15 protein-coding genes and 1 pseudogene are annotated in these 18,839 nt (G+C 64.4%); 9 read left to right on the top strand and 7 right to left on the bottom strand.

Annotated features, from left to right (window positions below):
- Nucleotides 1-117 precede the first annotated feature (117 nt).
- Both ACYQPG_RS17025 and solA read left to right on the top strand, forming a co-directional pair.
- Nucleotides 118-363 carry an arginase family protein gene (locus tag ACYQPG_RS17025; protein WP_461231293.1) on the top strand — a complete coding sequence of 82 codons (246 nt, stop codon included), beginning with the start codon at nucleotides 118-120 and terminating at the stop codon, nucleotides 361-363.
- Between the two features lie 292 nt (nucleotides 364-655).
- Nucleotides 656-1,816, top strand: coding sequence for an N-methyl-L-tryptophan oxidase (gene solA, locus ACYQPG_RS17020; protein ID WP_461231292.1), 1,161 nt, complete (start codon nucleotides 656-658; stop codon nucleotides 1,814-1,816).
- A gap of 52 nt (nucleotides 1,817-1,868) precedes the next feature.
- On the opposite strand, the gene ACYQPG_RS17015 is transcribed toward solA, so the two are convergent.
- A complete protein-coding gene (locus ACYQPG_RS17015; RefSeq protein WP_461231291.1) occupies nucleotides 1,869-2,399 on the bottom strand; it encodes a DUF5943 domain-containing protein in 531 nt (176 codons plus the stop codon).
- Between the two features lie 5 nt (nucleotides 2,400-2,404).
- Entirely contained in the window at nucleotides 2,405-3,382 is a 978-nt protein-coding gene (locus ACYQPG_RS17010) for a dipeptidase (RefSeq protein ID WP_461231290.1), read from the bottom strand.
- Nucleotides 3,383-3,600: 218 nt separating this feature from the next.
- Here ACYQPG_RS17010 and ACYQPG_RS17005 point away from each other — a divergent pair, with 218 nt between their 5' ends.
- The 7 genes from ACYQPG_RS17005 (at nucleotide 3,601) to ACYQPG_RS16975 (ending at nucleotide 11,688) form a co-directional block, all read left to right on the top strand.
- Nucleotides 3,601-4,767 (top strand): branched-chain amino acid ABC transporter substrate-binding protein, encoded by a 1,167-nt coding sequence (locus ACYQPG_RS17005; RefSeq protein WP_050735877.1) that lies wholly within the window; start codon nucleotides 3,601-3,603, stop codon nucleotides 4,765-4,767.
- 23 nt (nucleotides 4,768-4,790) lie between these two features.
- Nucleotides 4,791-5,702 carry a branched-chain amino acid ABC transporter permease gene (locus ACYQPG_RS17000; protein ID WP_461231289.1) on the top strand — a complete coding sequence of 304 codons (912 nt, stop codon included), beginning with the start codon at nucleotides 4,791-4,793 and terminating at the stop codon, nucleotides 5,700-5,702.
- 28 nt (nucleotides 5,703-5,730) lie between these two features.
- A complete protein-coding gene (locus ACYQPG_RS16995) occupies nucleotides 5,731-6,957 on the top strand; it encodes a branched-chain amino acid ABC transporter permease (RefSeq protein WP_447682502.1) in 1,227 nt (408 codons plus the stop codon).
- Nucleotides 6,954-7,745, top strand: a complete 792-nt coding sequence (locus ACYQPG_RS16990) for an ABC transporter ATP-binding protein (RefSeq protein WP_050735874.1) — start codon at nucleotides 6,954-6,956, stop codon at nucleotides 7,743-7,745. Before ACYQPG_RS16995 ends, ACYQPG_RS16990 begins: the two co-directional genes overlap by 4 nt.
- Nucleotides 7,742-8,461, top strand: a complete 720-nt coding sequence (locus ACYQPG_RS16985; protein ID WP_147939827.1) for an ABC transporter ATP-binding protein — start codon at nucleotides 7,742-7,744, stop codon at nucleotides 8,459-8,461. Before ACYQPG_RS16990 ends, ACYQPG_RS16985 begins: the two co-directional genes overlap by 4 nt.
- Nucleotides 8,462-8,500: 39 nt before the next feature.
- Complete coding sequence (locus tag ACYQPG_RS16980; protein WP_200905703.1) at nucleotides 8,501-9,715, top strand: GlxA family transcriptional regulator; 1,215 nt, start codon at nucleotides 8,501-8,503, stop codon at nucleotides 9,713-9,715.
- Between the two features lie 593 nt (nucleotides 9,716-10,308).
- A complete protein-coding gene (locus ACYQPG_RS16975; RefSeq protein ID WP_461231288.1) occupies nucleotides 10,309-11,688 on the top strand; it encodes an MFS transporter in 1,380 nt (459 codons plus the stop codon).
- Between the two features lie 34 nt (nucleotides 11,689-11,722).
- Here ACYQPG_RS16975 and ACYQPG_RS16970 read toward each other — a convergent pair whose 3' ends face one another.
- From ACYQPG_RS16970 to ACYQPG_RS16950, 5 genes and pseudogenes are all read right to left on the bottom strand, one after another.
- Complete coding sequence (locus ACYQPG_RS16970; RefSeq protein WP_461231287.1) at nucleotides 11,723-14,107, bottom strand: type IA DNA topoisomerase; 2,385 nt, start codon at nucleotides 14,105-14,107, stop codon at nucleotides 11,723-11,725.
- A 1,252-nt stretch (nucleotides 14,108-15,359) separates the two neighbouring features.
- Nucleotides 15,360-15,817 (bottom strand): annotated as a pseudogene (locus ACYQPG_RS16965) (IS66 family transposase); the annotation flags it as partial.
- A 120-nt stretch (nucleotides 15,818-15,937) separates the two neighbouring features.
- Nucleotides 15,938-16,201 (bottom strand): hypothetical protein, encoded by a 264-nt coding sequence (locus ACYQPG_RS16960; protein WP_461231286.1) that lies wholly within the window; start codon nucleotides 16,199-16,201, stop codon nucleotides 15,938-15,940.
- A 185-nt stretch (nucleotides 16,202-16,386) separates the two neighbouring features.
- The gene (locus tag ACYQPG_RS16955; RefSeq protein ID WP_461231285.1) at nucleotides 16,387-17,139 is read right to left on the bottom strand and encodes a hypothetical protein; all 753 of its coding nucleotides are present in this window, start codon (nucleotides 17,137-17,139) and stop codon (nucleotides 16,387-16,389) included.
- 481 nt (nucleotides 17,140-17,620) lie between these two features.
- Nucleotides 17,621-18,355, bottom strand: coding sequence for a hypothetical protein (locus ACYQPG_RS16950; protein ID WP_461231284.1), 735 nt, complete (start codon nucleotides 18,353-18,355; stop codon nucleotides 17,621-17,623).
- Nucleotides 18,356-18,839: the final 484 nt, after the last annotated feature.

Genomic DNA, 18,839 nt, shown 5'->3' with positions numbered 1-18,839 from the left:
CGAGCCGCGGGAGATATCTGATCCGGTCATTTCAACCTGCGGTCACACAACGTTAAGGATTTAGAATGGCCGTCCTGCCACGGACAGGAACTAGTAAGGTCTATTCGTTCCTGGGGTATGGATGTCTTCGATCCGTCGGTCGCCCCCGGTGTCTGCATGGCCAGCTGGGGCGGCCTGACGGCGCAGGAGGGGATCGAGCTGATCCGCAGCCTGAGCGGCCTGAACATCGTGGCGATGGATTACAACACCGTGAGCCCGCCGCAGGACGTGAGCAACATGGCCGCGCATCTTTGCGCGCATATGATCATGGAGGGGATGCTCCTGCTGGCTCGCCGGCATGACTTGATCCCGGAGCCGGCCTGAGTCTCGTCGGCCGGACCACCCAGGCGCGGGAGATCGCCCTCGACTCTCAACACTCGAAGAAAGACGACATCTGCGGCGGCAGGAGAGGCTGCCCCCTCCCACAACGGGCAAGCCCCTCCGTCCTCTCGAACCGGCGGTTCGTCACCGGGGACCGCGAACAAGGTGCGGTCCCGTCCGTGCCGCATGCAGCTTACCGATGCGCCGCTTGCGTCCAAGCCGATCCCCGCCCTTCCGGGGGATGACCGGTGCCGAAGTGCGACCCTCCGCCATCAGGTCGAAGATGCAGGCCCCCATGCGTTCGGACACGCCCTACGATGTCATCGTTGTCGGGATCGGCGGCATGGGCAGTGCCGCGGCCTGGCAGTTGGCCAAGCGCGGTCAGCGCGTGCTCGGGCTTGAGCGCTACGACATCCCCCACGCCATGGGCTCGTCCCATGGGATCAGCCGGATTATCCGTTTGCCCTACTACGAGGATCCGGCCTATGTGCCGCTCCTGCACCGGGCCTACGCGCTGTGGCGGGACCTCGAGGCGGCGACGAGCGACGAGATCCTGGTGATCACTGGCTCCATCGACGGCGGCGCGGAGGAGAGCGACGTCTTCCAGGGCGCCCTGGCCTCGGCCCGGCTGCACGACCTGCCCCACGAGGTCCTCACCGCCACCGCGGTCAACGAGCGGTTCCCGGCTTACCGGCTCCCGGTGGGCATGCGCGCCGTCTACCAGCCCCAGGGCGGGCTCGTGGCCAGCGAGCGGGCGATCGTCGCCCACGTCCGGGCCGCACAGGCCCACGGGGCGGAGATCCATGCCCGCGAGCAGGTTCTCGACTGGCAGGCGACCCCGGGAGGTGGGGTCGTCGTGCGGACCGATCACGGGACCTACGAAGCCGGGCGGCTGGTCCTGACGGCGGGGGCCTGGGCGGCGGATCTCGCCGCGCCCCTGGCCGGTCTTGCCGTCCCGGAGCGCCAAGTGCTGGCATGGCTCCAGCCTCAGGAGCCCGCTTGGTTCGAGCCGTCGCGCTTTCCGGTCTTCAACTTGCAGGTGCCGGAGGGACGATACTACGGACTGCCCGTCTATGAGGTTCCGGGGTTCAAGTTCGGGCGCTACCATCACCTCGGGGAGACCGGCGCCCCGGACGCCGTGCGGCGGGAGCCGGATGCCGCCGACGAGCGCCTCCTGCGCGACTTCGCGGAACGCTACTTCCCCGCCGGCAGCGGGCCGACCATGGCCTTGCGCGACTGCATGTTCACCAACACCCCCGACGAGCACTTCATCCTGGATCACCACCCGGACTACCCGCAGGTCGTGCTGGCCTCGCCGTGCTCGGGGCACGGCTACAAGTTTTGCTCGGTGATCGGCGAGATCCTTGCCGATCTCGCCAGCGGCGACGGGCGGACCCGCCACGAGATCGGCTTCCTGGGCCTCAAGCGGCCGGGCCTGAGCCCCGCCAATCCGTAGCGCCGGAGGCGTCACGGACTGGGAGCCGGCCGGGATCGGAAAGAGCCGAAGCCTATCTCCGCGGCGTGACCTCGAACAAGCAATGGTCGTGCGTGCCCTCCGCGGCGCAATAGGCTTCCCGGGCATGGAGATGCAGCGTCCGGCCCGAGGCCGCCGCCGCATATTCGAGCGAGCCTTCGAGCCACGCGGCGAACATCGTGCAGACCTTGCGGCCGAGGCGTCGGCGCTCCTCGTCCACAAAGGCCGAGTTCCGAAGTCGGACCGAGGCGGTGCCGGCCCCGAGATCGACGTCCAGCACCTCGAACTGCCCCCAGCCGCGCTGGGTGATGCGCCGCATATAGTGGTGGAAGGCCCCGAGGCCGTCCAACCCATGATGAGCGGCCTCCTTCTCGCACCAATGATAGGCCGAGCGATGGCCAGCGGGCCGCAGCACCTCCGCCAGCCGTTCGGGACCCAGTTCCGCCTCAAGGGCGAAGTGGTTGTTCAGGAAGAAGTGCTGCGGCACCAGGATCATCGGCAGCGCGTCGACGGACCAGCGCCCGGTGGTGTCGTCGACCGCGATCTCGACCTGCGGCTTGCCCATGACCCTCACGCTCCCCACACGTCGCGCAGGAGCGCGAACCAGTTGCCGCCGATCACCCGCTCGATCCGCGCGGACGGCCAGCCGCGCCGCTCCATCGCCGCTGTCAGGTTCGGCCACTCGCCGATGGTGCGCAGGCCCTCGGGGTTGATCACCTCGCCGAAGTCGGTGAGCCGGCGGCCATAGCCCTTGTCGTGGGTGATCCAGTCGAAGAACGGCCGGCCGTAGCCCTGGGTAAAATCGGTGCCGATGCCGACCTTGTCCTCGCCGCACAGGTTCAGGACGTACTCGATCGCCTCGACGTAATCATCGACCGTCGAATCCGGTCCGCGCTTGAGGAAGGGCGGGAACATGGTCACGCCGACAAACCCGTCCCGCTCGGCGATGAAGCGAAGCTGCTCGTCGGACTTGTTGCGCGGGTGCGCCTTCAGCCCGGCAGGGAGGCAGTGCGAGTAGGCGACCCGCTGGCGGGAGCCGAGGATCACGTCCTCGCTCGTCTTCGAACCCACATGCGACAGGTCGGCCAGGATGCCGAGCCGGTTCATCTCACCCAGCACGTCATGGCCGAAGTCCGACAGGCCCCCGTCCCGGCGCTCGTAGCAGCCGGTGCCGACGAGGTTCTGGGTGTTGTACGCCATCTGGATGATGCCGACGCCGAGTTCCTTGAACAGGCCGAGATAGCCAACCTGGTCCTCGATCCCGGTGATGTTCTGCCAGCCGAGGATGATACCGGTCTTCCCGGCTTCCTTGGCGGCCTGAATGTCGGCGGTGGTGTAAATCTGCGTGATCAGGTCCGCATGTTCGCGGAAATACGCCTTCCAGTGCATCACGTTTCGCATTGTCTCCGTGAAATTCTCCCAGACGCAGCAGGTGCAGTTCGCGGCAGTCAGGCCGCCCTTGCGCATGTCTTCGAAGACCGGCCGGCCGAAGTCGGAGATGATCAGGCCGTCGATGACGATCGATCGGTCGTGCAGGTCGGACGGCATGCGCAGTCTCCGTGGGAGCTTCCCTGGTTCGGGGTGCCCTTGATCCTCCCTTCCGCCGGATGGCAGCTAGGACATTTCCGTCATCGGCTCGGTACGCACGCGCCGCGCCCCGCGGTTGCACCAATGGCGCATCCGTTCAGGAGCCAGCGCGCTTGCGTGCTAGTCTGCCCACGGCTCCGCTGCCTAGTCTGCTTCTGGACTGAAGACGGAGAGGCGGAATGGGTCGGATCACGCGGCGGTGCCTCGCAGGGGTAGTGGCGGGGGCACTGCTCATCCCAGGATGGGCCGAGGCCAAGGACACGGTGAAGATCGCGTTCGTCGGCCCCCTCACCGGGCCGAACTCCCCCCACGGGATCGGCGCCCGCAACTCCGCCGAACTCGCCGTGAAGCTGTTCAACGCCGATCCGGCCCATCGTTATCAGTACGAGCTCGTTGTCCTAGACGACGAATGCAAACCGAATGTCGGCGTGCAGGTCGTGACCAAGCTCGGGTCTGACCGCAGCATCGCGGCGGCGGTACCGCATTACTGCTCGGCCACCGCCATCGCCACGGTCGACGTGTTCCACCGCTTCAAGCTGCCGATGGTGGTCTGGGCGGCGGTGCTGCCCGAGATCACCTATGCCAACAAATACGCGGAAATCCACCGGGTGAGCGGCATCCTCATCGGCCAAAACCGGGTCGGTGCGCAGTTCATGAAGGAGCAGGGTTACAAGACCTTCGTCTCCTTCGCCGACTCGACCGATTACGGGAAGTCGATGAACAAATATTTCACCGAGTTCACCAACGAGAACGGCGGAAAAATCCTCGGAAATTTCGCGGTCGCGCCCGATCAGCAGGATCTCAGTGCCGAGCTGACGAAGATCAAAGAATTGAATCCGGAGGTGATCTATTTCGGTGGCCTCACGCCGCTGGGGACGCGGCTGCGGACGCAAATGGACAAGCTCGGGATCAAGGCGCAGCTCGAAGGCAACTCCGGGATCATGGGCGATGCGTTCATCAACGCCGTGGGACCGGATCTCGCCGAAGGTACCGTGACCTTCTTCGATTCGCCACCACTCTCAAAGATGCCCGGCGGCGCAGCCTTCACCGAAAACTACAAGGCGGCGGGCTTCCGGGAGCCGCCGGAGGCCTACGGACCCTTCGCCTACATCGCCACCCACCTGCTGATGCAGAAAATCGAGGCGGTGGGTCCAGAGCGGGCGAAGATCACCGCGGCGCTCGGTGACGTGAAGGACGTGCCCTCGATCGTTGGGCCGATCACCTTCGACGACCACGGCCAGAATATCACGCCGCTGACCACGAAATACGTCGTTCAGGACGGCAAATGGCTCGTCTGGGAGGACAGTGAGTACGCAAGCGGCAAGCGCAAGTTGCTGCACCGCTGAGACCGAGCGATCGGAGATATGCGATGAGCGCGATCGGCCAGTACGTCCTCAACGGGCTCATGCAGGGGACGATCTACGGCCTCGTGGCGATGGGGTTCACGATCTTCTTCGGGGTGATGAACGTCATCAAGTTCTCCCACGGGGACGTGATGACGTTCGGAGCCTTCGGCGCCTTGGTCGCGGCGACTGCCGCCGCCGCTGCGGGGCTGCCGGCCGGTGTGCAGATCCTGGCCGCCGTCTCGACGGCCGTGGGCCTCGCCGCGCTCCTCGGCGCCGGGATCTCCCGCCTCCTGATACTGCCCCTGCGCTCCGCCCCGCCCCTCAACCTGCTGCTGATGACGATGATGGTCGGCACCGTGATCCGCGAGTCGATCCGGCTGTTCTTCCCCAACGGCACCAATTCGCAGCGCTTCCCCGCCCTGCTGCCACCTGGGGGGGCGACCGTCGGTGGCGTCTTCGTCCGCTATGACGGGCTGATCCTGATCGTGGCCGGGCTCCTGATTATCGCCGTCGTCCACCACATCATCAACCGCACCCGCTTCGGGCTCGCGATGCGGGCGGTGGCGGAGGATCAGGAGACCGCCCGGACGATGGGGGTCAACTTCTTCCGTGTCGTCCCCCTGACCTTCGCCCTCGGTTCGGCGACGGCGGGTTTCGCGGGGGTGATCTCCGGCCTGTACTACAGCGAGATCAACTACGGCATGGGCCTGCTGATCGCGGTGATCGGCTTCAGCGCGGCTATCGTCGGCGGGCTCGGTAACCTCTGGGGTGCGATCCTAGGGGGCTACCTCTTCGCCGGGCTTCAAACCGTCGTCGTCGCCACCCTGCCGACCTTCAGCGAATACAAGAACGTCGTCGCCTTCGTCGCCGTCATCGCCCTGATCACGTGGCGCCCCACCGGGCTGCTGGCCGAGCGCGCCAGCGAGCGCGTCTGACCTCTCCTCCCGCCCGGATGACGTACCGATGCTGATGCGCCACCGCTCCACCCAAGATGAGGTCCCCCGGGACGCGCTGCCGATGGTGGCCGGGGTGAGTGCCCGGCGGGCTTCGGATTTCGCGATCTTCGCGGTTGTCGTGGCCGCCTGCGCCGGGGCGGTCGCTTTCTTGGTCCATGCGGAGGACCAAAGGGTCGTTCTCTCGGCGCTGGTGGCCTGCGGGATGGTGTGGTTCGCCGCCGCTCGGTTCCGGGTGATCGCCGCCGTGGAGCGCGGCGCGGCCGGTCATCCCTGGCCGGCGCGGCTCGTGCTGGTGGCCGCCTGCCTTGCCGTCATCGTCGTCCTGCGCGAGGACAATTTCGGCCTCTTGATGCTGGCGACGGTGCTGATCTACGCCACGGTGTGCCTCGGCCTGACGATCCAGCTCGGCTATGCCGGCCTCTCGAATTTTTGCGCCGCGGCCTTTCTCGGCTGCGGCGGCTATACCGCAGCCGCCCTCGGCCGGGCGGAGGGAATCGCCATCCCGGACCTGGTGGTCATTCTCCTCGGGGGCGGTGTCGCTGTCGCGATCGGCTCGCTCCTCGTACTGCCGCTGTTGCGGACGCGGGGCCACTACGCCGCCCTGACGACACTGGCCTTCGGGGTGATGTTCAACGTCTTCCTGGACGCCAATGAGTTGCTCGGTGGCCCCCAGGGCCTGAAGCTCGCGCCGATCACGGTGTTCGGCTGGGACTTCTCGAACGACCTCGACTTGTTCGGCATGACGTTTTCCTTCTACGCCAACTACGTCATGCTGTGCCTCGCCCTCACCGCGGTGGCCCTGGCGCTCGTCGGTCTCCTCGATCGATCGTGGATCGGCATCCGTCTGGACGCAGTGCGGCTCGACGAGGTCGCCGCCCAGGTCTTCGGCCTGCGGATCGCCCGTTGGAAGATCCTCGCCTTCACCCTGGGCAACGTGCTTGCCGGGATGGCCGGGGCGATCTACGCCAAGATGACCGGCTTCATCGCCCCCAACAACTTCACCCTCGGCGACTCGCTGATGATGGTGTCGATCGTCATCCTGGGCGGGATCGGCAACCGCTGGGGGGTACTACCGGCGGCGCTGATCGTCGTGCTGCTGCCGGAGAAACTGCAGTTCATTCAGGAATACCGGCTTTTGCTGTTCGCAGTGCTGGTGATCCTTGTCCTCGTCCTCAGTCCCGGCGGCCTGTTGCCCCGCCGGACGCGGACCCTCGTCGCGGGGCGCCAGGCATGAGCGCCGTGGCGGCAGCCCCCGCGATCCTGGAGGCGAAGGGCCTGTCCGTCCGCTTCGGCGGCCTCTTCGCCCTCAATGAACTCGACCTGACGGTCCGACGCGGCGAGGTGTTGGGTCTGATCGGCCCGAACGGCTCCGGCAAGACCACCTTTTTCAACGTCACGAGCGGCATCTACCCGGCTGCGGCCGGCTCCATCGTCCTCGACGGCCGCGACATCACCCGCGAGCCTGCCCACGCGCTCGCCGGGCTCGGTCTCGCCCGGACCTTCCAGCGTTCGCGCTTGTGCCTGCCGCTCTCCGTCTTCGACAACATCGCGCTCGGCGCGCAGGAGCGCCTGCCGCAGGGTGTGATCGACAACCTCCTGCGCCGCCGCACCCTGGCGCGGGCCGTCGCGGCCCTCGCCGAGGAGGCCAGGGACCTCGCCCGGTTGTTCAACCCGGACCTCGCCCGGCGTCTCGACGAGCCGGCCGTCGCCCTCGGCATGATCGACCGCCGCCGGGTCGAGATCTGCCGCGCCCTTATCGGACGGCCGAAGATCCTGCTGCTCGACGAGCCCTCCGCCGGCATGACCCACGATGAGACCAACCAGCTCATCGACGAGATCCTCGATGTGCAGCGCAGCCGCGGCGACCTGACTGTTATCATCGTAGAACACGAAATGGGGTTGATCGAGCGTATCACCGACCGCTGCGTCGTCCTCAACTACGGCCGCAAGATCTGCGAGGGCTGTTTCCGCGAAGTGGCCGCCGACCCGACCGTCCGCGAAGCCTATCTGGGGCATTCATGACCGCGCGCCTGACCATCGACGGCGTCTTCACCACGTACGACCGTGTCGATGTCCTCGACGACATCACCCTCGAGGTGGCCCCCGGACGGATCACATGTATCCTCGGCTCGAACGGCGCCGGCAAGACCACGCTGATCCGTTCGATCCTGCGCCTTACGCCGCCCCGCCGCGGCTCCATCTCCTTCGACGGGCGCAAGCTCGACGGGATGCAGACCCACGACGTGGTCAGTCTCGGGATCGGCTGCATTCCCGAGGGCCGCCGGATCTTTTCCAAGATGACCGTCGAGGAGAACCTTCGGCTCGGCGCCTACCGCGTGTCGTCCGAGCGGGAGATCCGGCGCAGGCTCGACGGCGTGCATGCCGTCTTCCCACGCCTCGCGGAGCGGGCCCGCCAGCTCGCCGGCACGATGTCCGGTGGCGAGCAGGCCATGGTGTCGATCGGCCGGGGGCTGATGACCGATCCGAAGCTCCTCGTGATCGACGAGCCCTCGCTGGGGCTCTCGCCGCTCTTCGTGCAAGAGAACTTCAATGTGATCGCCCGGATCAATGCGACCGGCGTCACGGTCCTGCTCGTCGAGCAGAACGTGAATCAGACGCTGGCGATCGCCCATCACGGCTATGTCCTATCCGGCGGGCGCATCGTGGCGCAGGGCTCCTCCGCGACGCTGCGGGACGACCCCGAATTGCAACGGGCCTATTTCGGCGCTGTGCACTGACGCCAGCGTCCCGCTGTTCGCTCGCCCCTGGTCCGTCTCTTGCAGAAGGAGACCGACCGGATCACAATCCGGGCAAACGCACCGGATGGCATGACGACACCCCGGACACCGTCGACCATACCGCTGCAGGGGCCGAGCCGTCGCAAGCTGTCGCTCGGTTTCGTGTTGCTGCCCCACTTCACCCTTGTGGCCTTTTCGACCCTGATCGACATCCTACGTTTGTCCGCGGACGAGGGGGATCGCAGCCGACCCGAGCGCTGCTCATGGAGCTTGCTCGCTCCGGATCTGGAGCCGGTGACATCGAGTTGCGGAATCCAAGTGATGCCCTGGGAGACGTTCTCGGATCCGACCCGGTTCGATTACATTGTCGTCGTGGGCGGGCTGCTCGACCGGGAGCCCTATAACTCCCGATCCCTCGCATTTATGCGAGAGGCTCATTCTGCCGGGGTGCGCCTCATCGGCATCTGCACCGGCGGCATCGCTTTGGCCGAGGCGGGGTTAATGCGCGGCCGCCGCTGCTGCGTCAGCTGGTACCACTTCACCGATCTCGTTGCGCGGCATGACGATGTGATCCCAGTCGCGGACCAACTCTTCGTGGAGGATGGCCCGATCATCACCTGCGCGGGCGGTCTCGCCAGCCTGGATCTCGGGGCTTGGCTCATCGATCGGCACCTTGGTCCGGGACATGCGCAGAAGAGCTTGCATATTATGGTCACCGACCGGGCCCGTCCCGCGGCCGGGGCTCAGCCCCAGCCGCCGAGTGCCGGGATCGTCGAGGACAACCGGGTTCGCCGGGCGATGCTGCTGATTGAGCAGCATCTCAGCACGCCTCAGCGCGTCGAGAAAATCGCGCAGACCGTAGGACTCTCGAAGCGACAGCTCGAACGGGTCTTCCGTAAGCTCGTTGGCAAGAGCGTTCAGGAATACTCGCGGGACCTTCGCGTCCTCTATGGACGCTGGCTCCTTGCGAACTCGCCGCAGACCATCACGGAGGTCGCCACGGAATGCGGGTTCTCGGACGTATCCCACTTCAACCGTCTGTTCCGTCGCAGCTTCGGATGTTCGCCATCGACCATGCGCCGGGGTGACAGCCAAGGTTCGGTACAGGCGTCGGAGGAGTGGGATAGCCTGCGGGCGATCGCCGGATCTCCCGACAGTCAGGGCGATTTCCATCGCTTCCTGAACAACGATCCGGCCGAGGTCCTCGGAGTCGAACGGTTCCTGAGCTGTGAGCGGCGTCCCTACGCCCAGTAGCCCCCACGCAGCTCGGCTGACGATGTGTCGGACGGAATCACCGCCGGCGCATCCAACATCGGCACACAATCGAGGTCCCGACATACAGACGTCGCTGCGGTGGCAATCTTCAATCCTGTCCTGTACCCCTGAGGAGACTGAGCAGTTCCGCTTTGGCGCAGGGCATGCTGTGGATCGGTATAACCGCCTCCTACATTCCGCTAAGCACGGGACAGGCCGAAGTACGGCGATGAGAAGTTAGCTCATTGTGAGGTCAGGTCCGCTTTGAAGACACCGCGAGAAGCGAGCGAATGCCCGCTATGGGCGCAAAGCCGAAGGTCCGCTTCTGGGCGTGGACCCAACTTCTGCTCCTCACCACCCGTTGCAAACCTCGCGAGTGAGTATCGAGCGCCGAATTCCAGCCGCCATCGCCGCGCCGGAATGGAGGTGTCGACCCGATGGCATGGAGCACCCCAGCCGCGGGCTCGACACCTCCATTCCGGCGCGGCGATGGCGGCACCGCCTCGCACATGGGTGATGATGCTGCGAGATTGCCAAGCTGCGGAAGGGCGCGCAGTCCGAGGTCGGTTCGAAACGCGAGACCTTCAGTCCGAATGTCTGTCACAACCCTGAGGCCAACCGCGATAGCTCGCGATGGGCTACCGCCGGGCCAGCGCGGCCGGGCCATGGCCCCGGTGCTCACCGGGGTGGCACTCGCCACGCTCGACACCGCCATCGCCAACACGGCGCTGCCGACCATCGCCGCTGACCTTGGGGTCGATCCTAGCGCCTCGGTCTGGATCGTGAACGCCTACCAACTCGCGGTCGTGGCGACGCTGCTGCCGATCGCGGCGCTTGGCGAGATCGTTGGGCAGCGGCGGATCTACGTCGCTGGCCTCGTGCTGTTTACCGGCGCCTCACTCGTCTGCGCCCTGGCTTGGTCACTGCCGACACTCGTCGCTGCGCGCGTGCTCCAGGGGATTGGGGCAAGCGCACTGATGGCGGTCAACATCGCGCTGATCCGTTTCATCTATCCCGCGCATCAGCTCGGCCGCGGGGTTGGGCTCAACGCCTTCGTCGTCGGCGTCGGCTTCGCAGTCGGTCCGACCGTGGCATCGCTGATTTTGCTGGCGGCGCCATGGCCCTGGTTGTTCGCCGTCAACGTGCCGATCGGCCTCGGCGCCCTCGCCCTGGCCTGGACCGCGCTGCCGGAGACCGGACGTTCCGGGCACAGCTTTGACGTTGCCGGCGCGCTGCTCAACGCCGCTGCGTTCGCGCTCCTCGTGCTCGGGTTGGGCGAGGCCGCACACGAGGGGCCGCCTTGGCGCATCCTCCTAGAGATCAGTGGCGCGCTCGCCTGCTTCACCCTGCTCCTGCGTCGCCAGGCCGGGCACCCGGCGCCGATGCTGGCCGCTGATCTCCTAATGCGCCCGCTGTTCGCGTTGTCGGCCCTGACCGCTGTATGCTCCTTCGCAGCGCAGGGGCTCGCCTTCGTCTCGCTGCCGTTCCTGTTCCAGCACACGCTCGGCCGCTCGCAGGTCGAGACCGGTTTTCTGATGACGCCCTGGCCAGTGGTGGTCGCGCTGATGGCGCCGGTAGCCGGCCGCCTCTCGGACCGCTATGCGCCCGGCCTGCTCGGCGGGATCGGGCTCGCCGGCCTCGCGCTCGGCATGGGGCTGCTCGCGCTGCTGCCCGCGGACCCCAGCGTCCCGAACATCATCTGGCGGATGGCGATCTGCGGGGCCGGGTTCGGTTTCTTCCAGGCCCCGAACCTGCGCGCCATCATGACGAGCGCACCAGCTAACCGATCAGGCGGTGCGAGCGGCATCGTCGCCACGGCGCGGCTGCTCGGTCAAACCCTGGGCGCCGCCCTCGTCGCGGCGTGCTTCGCGATCGCGGAAGCGCATGGTCCAGCCTTGGCGATGGGGCTCGGGGCGGCCTTTGCAGGGTTTGCGAGTGCGGTGAGCTTCACGCGCCTCGCCGTGGCGTCTTGAGTCCGCTTCCATGCGCAATATTCAACCGCTCGCTTCAGTCGCGCCGTCGCGCAGTTGTCTGCCTCGGCGCCTGCACCGCTCTACCCCGCCGCTTTCCACGGGGGGCAGGCTCTCCAGCTTTAGTTGTGCCGGAACTGGGCGTTCCCGCTTCACGCTGCGGCCGTGCGGCGTGCGCGTCGAGAAAGCGCCGGCACGCGTCAAAGTCGGTCTCAGCCTCCGATGGGCAGGGGATGCCACGTTGCTCGGCCAGGCTGCGTGCGTACTTGAGCATCGCTGCACTCGGGATGCGTCGGTCGCCAGTTTGGCCGGCGTCACCCTCCTGAGGTGCGCGTGGCCCGCCATGGGTGTCGAGGAAAGCGCGGCAGACGCTGATGCTGCTCTTGCAGCCGCGTGGCAGCTTCACGCCCTTCCGCTCGGCCAAGCTCACCGCGAACGACACCATGGCCGGCGTCGGCGGCCGATTGTCGGCCTGACTGGGCGGAATCAGGCTTGAATCGAGGCTGACGACGGGCGAGTTCGAGATCGCGGCGATCAGCTCATCGAGGCGCGCGAGCGTGCGTTGCCGGAAGGCGTTGGCCCGCTCGACGGCCTCGGCCCGTGTGGCCGCGCGACCGATCTCGGCCAGTTCCGCCTCGAACAGGGCGCGTCCGACTGGGTCGCCGTAGGCCGGAAACACGCGCCGCACCGCCGTCATGAAGGCCAGCCCAACCTCGGTCACTTCGATAGCCGGGTCCTTGCCATTGGCCAGCGTGATGTAGCGGCTCTTCAGCAGCTTGGGCAGGATCGTGTCGCGCGTGGCGGCCGTGCCGAGGCCCTTGGGTTCGTTCGGATTGACCGGGTTCTCCAGGGCGCGCTTGACCGCCGAATCATCCACCTGATCAATCAACCGGCCCATCACCACCGGCAGCTCGCCTCGGGTGATCCGCCGCGGCGGCTCGGTCATCGCGGTGGCAACATCTGCGCTCGTGGCCGTTGCGCCCTCCCCGTCGTTCACCAGTGGCAGGCGCGCGGACGTGGCCTCCGCCTCGCGCTTGGCCTTGCCGGGCACCACGTCCGCTTCAAGTTCGGCCTCGCTGCCGTAGATCGCACGCCAGCCCGGGACGCGGATGAGGCTGCCTGAAATGGCAAACCGCTTCGCGCCCAGCGGCGTCCCGACCTCGGCCGTGACGCTCGTACGGGCGTCGATGCCGTCGGGCAGGTGGGCGGCGAGGTACGCGTTCGCGACGAGCCCCCACAACCGGAACTGATCGGCGGAGAGGCGGCTGCGTTCCGGCACCTTGCGCAGGGGCACGATGGCATGGTGCTCGCCCGGGTCCTTGACGTAGTGCCCCTTCGCCCCGCGTCGGATCAGAGGCACCTCGCCTCCCGGACTGACGTCGCGCACGTCGGTCAACACGGTCGCGATGGCGGCAACGATCGCGGCGGCATCACCCGCCTGCCCTTCCGGCAGGTACTCGGACTCAGTACGCGGGTAGCTGAAGTAACCCTGATCGTACAGCTCCTGAGCGAGTCCGGCCGTCTGCTGAGGGTCCCAGCCGAATCGCTTGGCGCAGCGCCGCGCCAAGGTGTCCTTGGAGAACAGCCGAGGCGGTGCGCGGCGTACGTCCTTGTGCTCGACCGCCAGGGGACCCGACCATGTCGCGGCGGCCGCTCGGATCGTCTCAGCGACCGCTGCGTCGAAGATCCGCTCCTTGGAGGCATGCCATAGGGTCAGTTCGGCACCGGACTGGGTGCCGAGGTGCAGGGCAACCTTGAAGAAGTCCTGCGGCACGAAGGAACGGATACGCTCTTCCAGGTCGGCCAGGATGGCGAGGGTGGGCGTCTGAACGCCACCGAAGCGCCAAGGCTCTCGGAACGCGGGTGGGCGCAGGCGCAGCGAGATGGCCCGCGTGCCGTTCAGGCCGAGGTGATAATCCTCGTACTGCCTGCACAGCGCTTCGAGGTAGGCGGCGTAGTCGCGCTCGCCTGAGCCCGGCTCCTTGGCCAGGGCCGCGAAGGCGCGCCGGATCGAGACGTCGTCGAGCGCGCCGAGCTTGAGCCGGTCGACGCGGCCGCGCCAGCCCAGGTGCTCCAGCACCTCCCAGGCGATCATGGAGCCCTCTCGCCCGGGATCGGTCGCGATGATCACGCGCTCGACGCCGCTCAGCGCCTGTCGGATGGCGGCGATCTTCGGCTCGTGCGACTGGCCGGACCGATTGGTGCCGCAGCTGACCGGGATCGTGGCGAGCTTGATGGGCAGCGCCTCGAAGCGCCATGGCTTCCACTCGGGCCGGATGCTACCCGGCTCCTCGGCCGATAGCAGGTGCCCCTCGGCGGCCACGCAAACGGTGTTCGGTGAGCGGAAGAAGCGCTGCAGCTGCCGCATGGCCGAGGGCTTCTCGAAGAAGAACAGCGTGCGGCTGGAACTCGGAGATGACATCTCACTGCCCGCGGAGGCGCCCGCTGCACATGGCAGCCTGTTCGTATTTTGTTCTAAAAAGGGTTCGCGCGCAATCGCGCTGAGTGAGAAGCCGCAACGCCCTCTTGCCCAACTATCTAGAGCGAAGGAGCTTCTTCCAGTTACGATTGGGCAATCGAATGGATCTGTGTCAAACGCACGGATGGGGCAAAGCCAAGGGCAAAATTTCCTGGATCGGACTTGTGCGCCAAGCACTTGGCGGGGCTGAGTCCCACCAAGTGCAGGCACGTTCCGGTTAGATGAGCCGGCGCAACGTAGGCCGATGAGGATCCTTGCCCGCGCTCACATTGTGAAGGAGTAACCGGTTCCACAAGGGCCATCTTTCTTGGAATACATCTGCCTCGTCGGCGAAAGACGGATGTAAGGTATTGAATTTCGGCCGTCTCTCGGCTGACGTATGTTGGTCGTAAGTTCGAGCGAAGATGCGGTGCTTGAAGAGGTAAGAAAGCATATGAGGTTGATTTAGCACCGGTTCAATACTGAACGAGTGACAGGAGGTGCTACCGGGTCGAAACGTATGGGTGAGCCGGCCGATATTATCTTGAGTGATCGGGCCGGGGATAAGCACACAGCTTGAAATCCGCCATAGTGCAGCTACTCTATCTCTGATGCCGAGGGAAACGTCGATACCACCGATTGCGACGGTACCTGGTATCGCTTCGAGCAAAACTTGTTTTTGATGATCGAGCAGCTCTCCAAGATCAAAATCGACGAGCAGGCCTTTCGCTACTAACGCACTGGGCGGAGTCCACCACAATTGGACCCATGGATTATCCTCCCTGAGGATATGCTCTGCTTGCGGAAGGAGTCGCAGCCGATATCGTCGTGCGCATACAGGGCAAACCCCAGAAAAGCATCGGCTGCCCTTTCGGCAGCTTTTCAGGCGCTCAAGGATCCCTTGAGCCGCTCGGCCCCTGTTTTTTGCCAAGCGCTCTATGGTGCGATTGGCTGCTCGCCGGCAGATTTCGAATGATTCGTGGCGAGATAAATACGTTTTGAAGTCGGTCATAAGATACCTCCAGATTATAGAGGCCAATACAAGCGGACGTATTTTGTTGGTGTCAAATCTTTGGAAGGGATGTAGTTCGTCCAATAACGTCCATACTTGATCGCCAGGATCCGGGTGTGACTTGATCAAATTTTTGTGATAGGTTTGATTTATAAGTCATGATCATCGACCGCACGTAATTACTCACCCGTGTGATTGCGGGGTTCAGGTGCCGACGGTTTTGAGGATGGTGCCGAAGGGACTGCGGCCTGTGAGGAAGGCGGTATCGACGACGGTGCGGATGGCAGCTTCGCCCTCGGCGGCTCACATCGCGCGGTAGCCGTTGATGACCTTCCGCTGGACCACGGACGGACGCAGCAGCCTCTCTGAACCGTTGTTAATTGGTTCGACCGCGCCGGGGTGGGCGAGGAACACCAAGAGCCGATGCGAGCCCGGCCGCTCTTGGCCTGCAGGTTGCGGGTCAGGTCGCAGCCGCTCGGCGTGGCGAGGATGGCGCCCAGCTGCGGATCTAGGCTCCTGCGCTGGGCGGCCAGCGTCGAGGTGGTCAAGTCGGTGGCGTGCTCGGCCAGGGCGAACATCGATCGCAGCCAGAGCTGCAAACGCCAGGGTACGGGATCATCGCTCGTTTCGACGACGTAGGCGACATCGCGAGCGAGATGCGCGCGGGAGATGATGGACGGGCATCGGCCGGCGGTGTGGATCTCGGACCTATCGATGGCAAACGCGTCGCCGGCGAGGACAGCGACATCGCCCCCCCCCCTGTAGCCCTTCAGCCCCGATACTTAAGACCGACGCTTCTCCCAGACCCGGAACGGCTTCAGCGCCTCATCCCGGAGCGCGTTGGCAAGCACGGTGCCCTCGCGGTTGCCGAACAGCAGCCCGTCAAAGGTGAGGCCAGCCATCACGTCGAGCTGGCGAACCCGCGGACCGGTGCGGAGCCAATCCTTCTTGATTCGCCAGGCCCGGGTGTCGAACCCGGTCGGCCCCCGGGTATGTGAGCCAACCCGCAAAAAGGCCGTGCGGTTGATATTCTGCGGACCCTGCATCGCGGGAACAGAGGACGATTGACGCTCAGGGCGTCAATTACTGTGGGAAGGCCACCCGCCACTTCGTGAGCCAACTCCGACGGATTGATGCTTCAGCGGAGTGCGCAAACCCACTGCTACGCCGCAGCGGTCAGCGCCGGCCCATGGATGCCCCCTCCTCCGACGCCGCTTGCTCAGCCTCGAAATCAGCGCTGCCGCTTCTCCCAGGCCCGAAACGGCTTCAAAGCCTCATGCCGGATCGACCTTACAAGTTCGGTGCCCTCAAGGTTTCCAAACAGCAGCTGGTCGAGCAAGCGATCTTCAAAGGCGTAGCACAGGCGGGCGCGTTCACCAGTACGCAGGGGACGTTTCGATTGGCGGTACACCGGGCCAAGCACCTCGCCGGTTTCAGGATCGATCCGCTCGCCCCGCGAATAGACTCGGTACTCTTTCTGTGGACCCTTCAGCACATAGTACAGCTTGCCGCCGAGCGATGTTGGCGTGAGCTGCTTCACGTGGATGCAATTGCGATCTGGGATGAGAGCCGAGCGACTGCGCCGAATCTGCTTGACGGCATCGTTGATCGCCTTGCGGCTCGCCCCCCACGTCAGAACGTGTGCGTGCCAGGAAACGAAGTCGCCAATCTGTGGACCATCACAGCCGAAGTTCCGGTAGAGCGCCGCCTCGATCATACCAACGAAGGGGATGCCTCTCAGGGCTTGGCGGGTCAGCCCCTTCACCCGGCGACAATCGAAATCCTTCGCTTCAGCAAGGGCGACGGTGTGGTCAGCGATGGCGAGAGTGACGAGAGACACAGGACCAGCCTGAACGCCTACATGGGCGAGAACGCAAGGCACAACGGTATCCGCAAAGGCGATGCGCGACCAAGCATTGTTGGCGTAGAGCTCACGCTTCCGTCGTAGGTCTAATTCGCGCGTGATCGCACTGGGCAGGCGCACGTAACCCTTCTGGGGGCATTCGAGGTAGTTCTTCAGGAGTTTGGCTTGAACGGTATGAGCCTCAATGAAAGTAGCCCGATCGCGAATGGCAGGCAGAGTTTCAGCGCGGGTGGGTCGGCGAGGGGGTCGTTTTGGTGAAATCGTTGTCTGAGGCTTCAAAAGCGCTGTTGAGGGTAGTTGTTGGCTAGCTGCTGGCATGATGAAGCCTATCGATGGTGTGATGTGTACTTAAAGGATTAACGCAATCGCGTGGAGAAATTTGCAGCGACGGCCTGAAGAACAGGTTCGCGGTATCCGGCCGCCTGATGATCTGGTGATCTGAGGACGCGTGCTACTGCGTTCAGCTCGCCATGATCGACGCTCGCGAGCGTCAATCACGCTTGAGCGCCAAGGATCGATTCGGAGTGATCAGATGTTTCATAGCTCGCGGTGCGGGCGTGGCGGTCAGGGCCGCCACGCCTATTTTTTCCCGACCGGCCGATTAGTCTTCGGCTAGCCTTCTCGTCGCCTTTACGGCATGACCGGGTAAAACCTCCTTGATGCAGAGGTCGACGTAGTCCCCATCGAAAGCTCTCCGCCTAAGTCGGACCCACACATCTTCCTCCACCTCCACAGCCATTACGGCGGCAAAATCTTCGTCGTTTGTAGCTTGAGAGTTCAAGGATCGCTCGGACTTTGGCCACTTTGGCTTCTTACGGTTCGACGTTTGTTTCTCGTCTTGCACAGTTTGATTGGCAACTTCATCGCGCTTCAGCATATCGTCATCGGTCGAGGGTCCAGCCTGATCTTGGGAGTTGTCGTTATTTTCGGTCTCGATATCGGAGCTTGATGCTGTAGCCTCGTTTGTTTCGGCAGAGCGTGAGTGCTTCGCTACTGAGTACTTGTAGGCTTTCGTGAAACTGCCGTGACCAGCGATAAAGTCTTTGAACTCCCAGGGTTCAATTTTTTCGAGTAGGCAAGAGTCGACAACCCGACCGATCTTATAAGCCTCTCTTTTTCTTCTCCGGATCGTTGCTTTGCAAACATACTGACTGACCGTATTTGCAATATCGTTTAGGTCCAGCCGCCTTCCCGGATTGTTTGCCAAATTCTTGAAGAACGCTCGCTGACAGAACGTTTGATAGGCTGAATTGTCGCTGGTGTATTGCAGTGCGATACCAAGGATTTCTTCAGCGACGTCGATTTTATTCGTTTCATGGCTTTTCTCGCTAGCCAAGAATCGCTTCCGGGCCTTTTTGGCACGAGACAAGGGCGGCCGATTTGATCCTAGCTTTAACCCCTCATTCTTCTTGGGGAGGGGTGGCTGCTTTGCTGACTTTTTCATAGGTTCACCCATCTTTATATAATCGATCCAAATTTCGTCTCAGGAGTAGGAATTTTGTCTGCCTGCGCGGTGATGAGCTTGGTAGTGGCGCAAACGGTTGCCGCAGCTGCTATGGCCACAACTATAGTCGTTGCTACTGATATTCTTGATTGCCGTGCGGTAGAGGACGGCTCTGCAGCGCCGTTACCGGAGAACTCAGTTTCGCGTGAGCTGAGATGCGACTAGGGCGCGAAGATCTTCCACGCGCCAAACTGTTGTGCGCGGCCCGAGCTTGATCGGCACTGGAAACCGCCCTGCCGCTACACCGGCCCACCAAGTGGACTTGCCGATTGGAAGTGGGCCCCTGGGGGCCAGTATGTCCACTAGTCTCAAGAAG

It is taken from the genome of Methylobacterium sp. CM6246, assembly GCF_054818005.1.
The sequence above is the reverse complement of the archived record's forward strand: the minus strand, read 5'-3'. Positions and strand labels throughout refer to the sequence as shown.

Bases quoted from the DNA above. Each gene is read 5' to 3' on its own strand.
- ACYQPG_RS17025 (WP_461231293.1), top strand. From the start codon at position 118: ATGGATGTCTTCGATCCGTCGGTCGCCCCCGGTGTCTGCATGGCCAGC.
- solA (WP_461231292.1), top strand. From the start codon at position 656: ATGCGTTCGGACACGCCCTACGATGTCATCGTTGTCGGGATCGGCGGC.
- ACYQPG_RS17015 (WP_461231291.1), bottom strand. From the start codon at position 2,399: ATGGGCAAGCCGCAGGTCGAGATCGCGGTCGACGACACCACCGGGCGC.
- ACYQPG_RS17010 (WP_461231290.1), bottom strand. From the start codon at position 3,382: ATGCCGTCCGACCTGCACGACCGATCGATCGTCATCGACGGCCTGATC.
- ACYQPG_RS17005 (WP_050735877.1), top strand. From the start codon at position 3,601: ATGGGTCGGATCACGCGGCGGTGCCTCGCAGGGGTAGTGGCGGGGGCA.
- ACYQPG_RS17000 (WP_461231289.1), top strand. From the start codon at position 4,791: ATGAGCGCGATCGGCCAGTACGTCCTCAACGGGCTCATGCAGGGGACG.
- ACYQPG_RS16995 (WP_447682502.1), top strand. From the start codon at position 5,731: ATGCTGATGCGCCACCGCTCCACCCAAGATGAGGTCCCCCGGGACGCG.
- ACYQPG_RS16990 (WP_050735874.1), top strand. From the start codon at position 6,954: ATGAGCGCCGTGGCGGCAGCCCCCGCGATCCTGGAGGCGAAGGGCCTG.
- ACYQPG_RS16985 (WP_147939827.1), top strand. From the start codon at position 7,742: ATGACCGCGCGCCTGACCATCGACGGCGTCTTCACCACGTACGACCGT.
- ACYQPG_RS16975 (WP_461231288.1), top strand. From the start codon at position 10,309: ATGTCTGTCACAACCCTGAGGCCAACCGCGATAGCTCGCGATGGGCTA.
- ACYQPG_RS16970 (WP_461231287.1), bottom strand. From the start codon at position 14,107: ATGTCATCTCCGAGTTCCAGCCGCACGCTGTTCTTCTTCGAGAAGCCC.
- ACYQPG_RS16960 (WP_461231286.1), bottom strand. From the start codon at position 16,201: ATGCAGGGTCCGCAGAATATCAACCGCACGGCCTTTTTGCGGGTTGGC.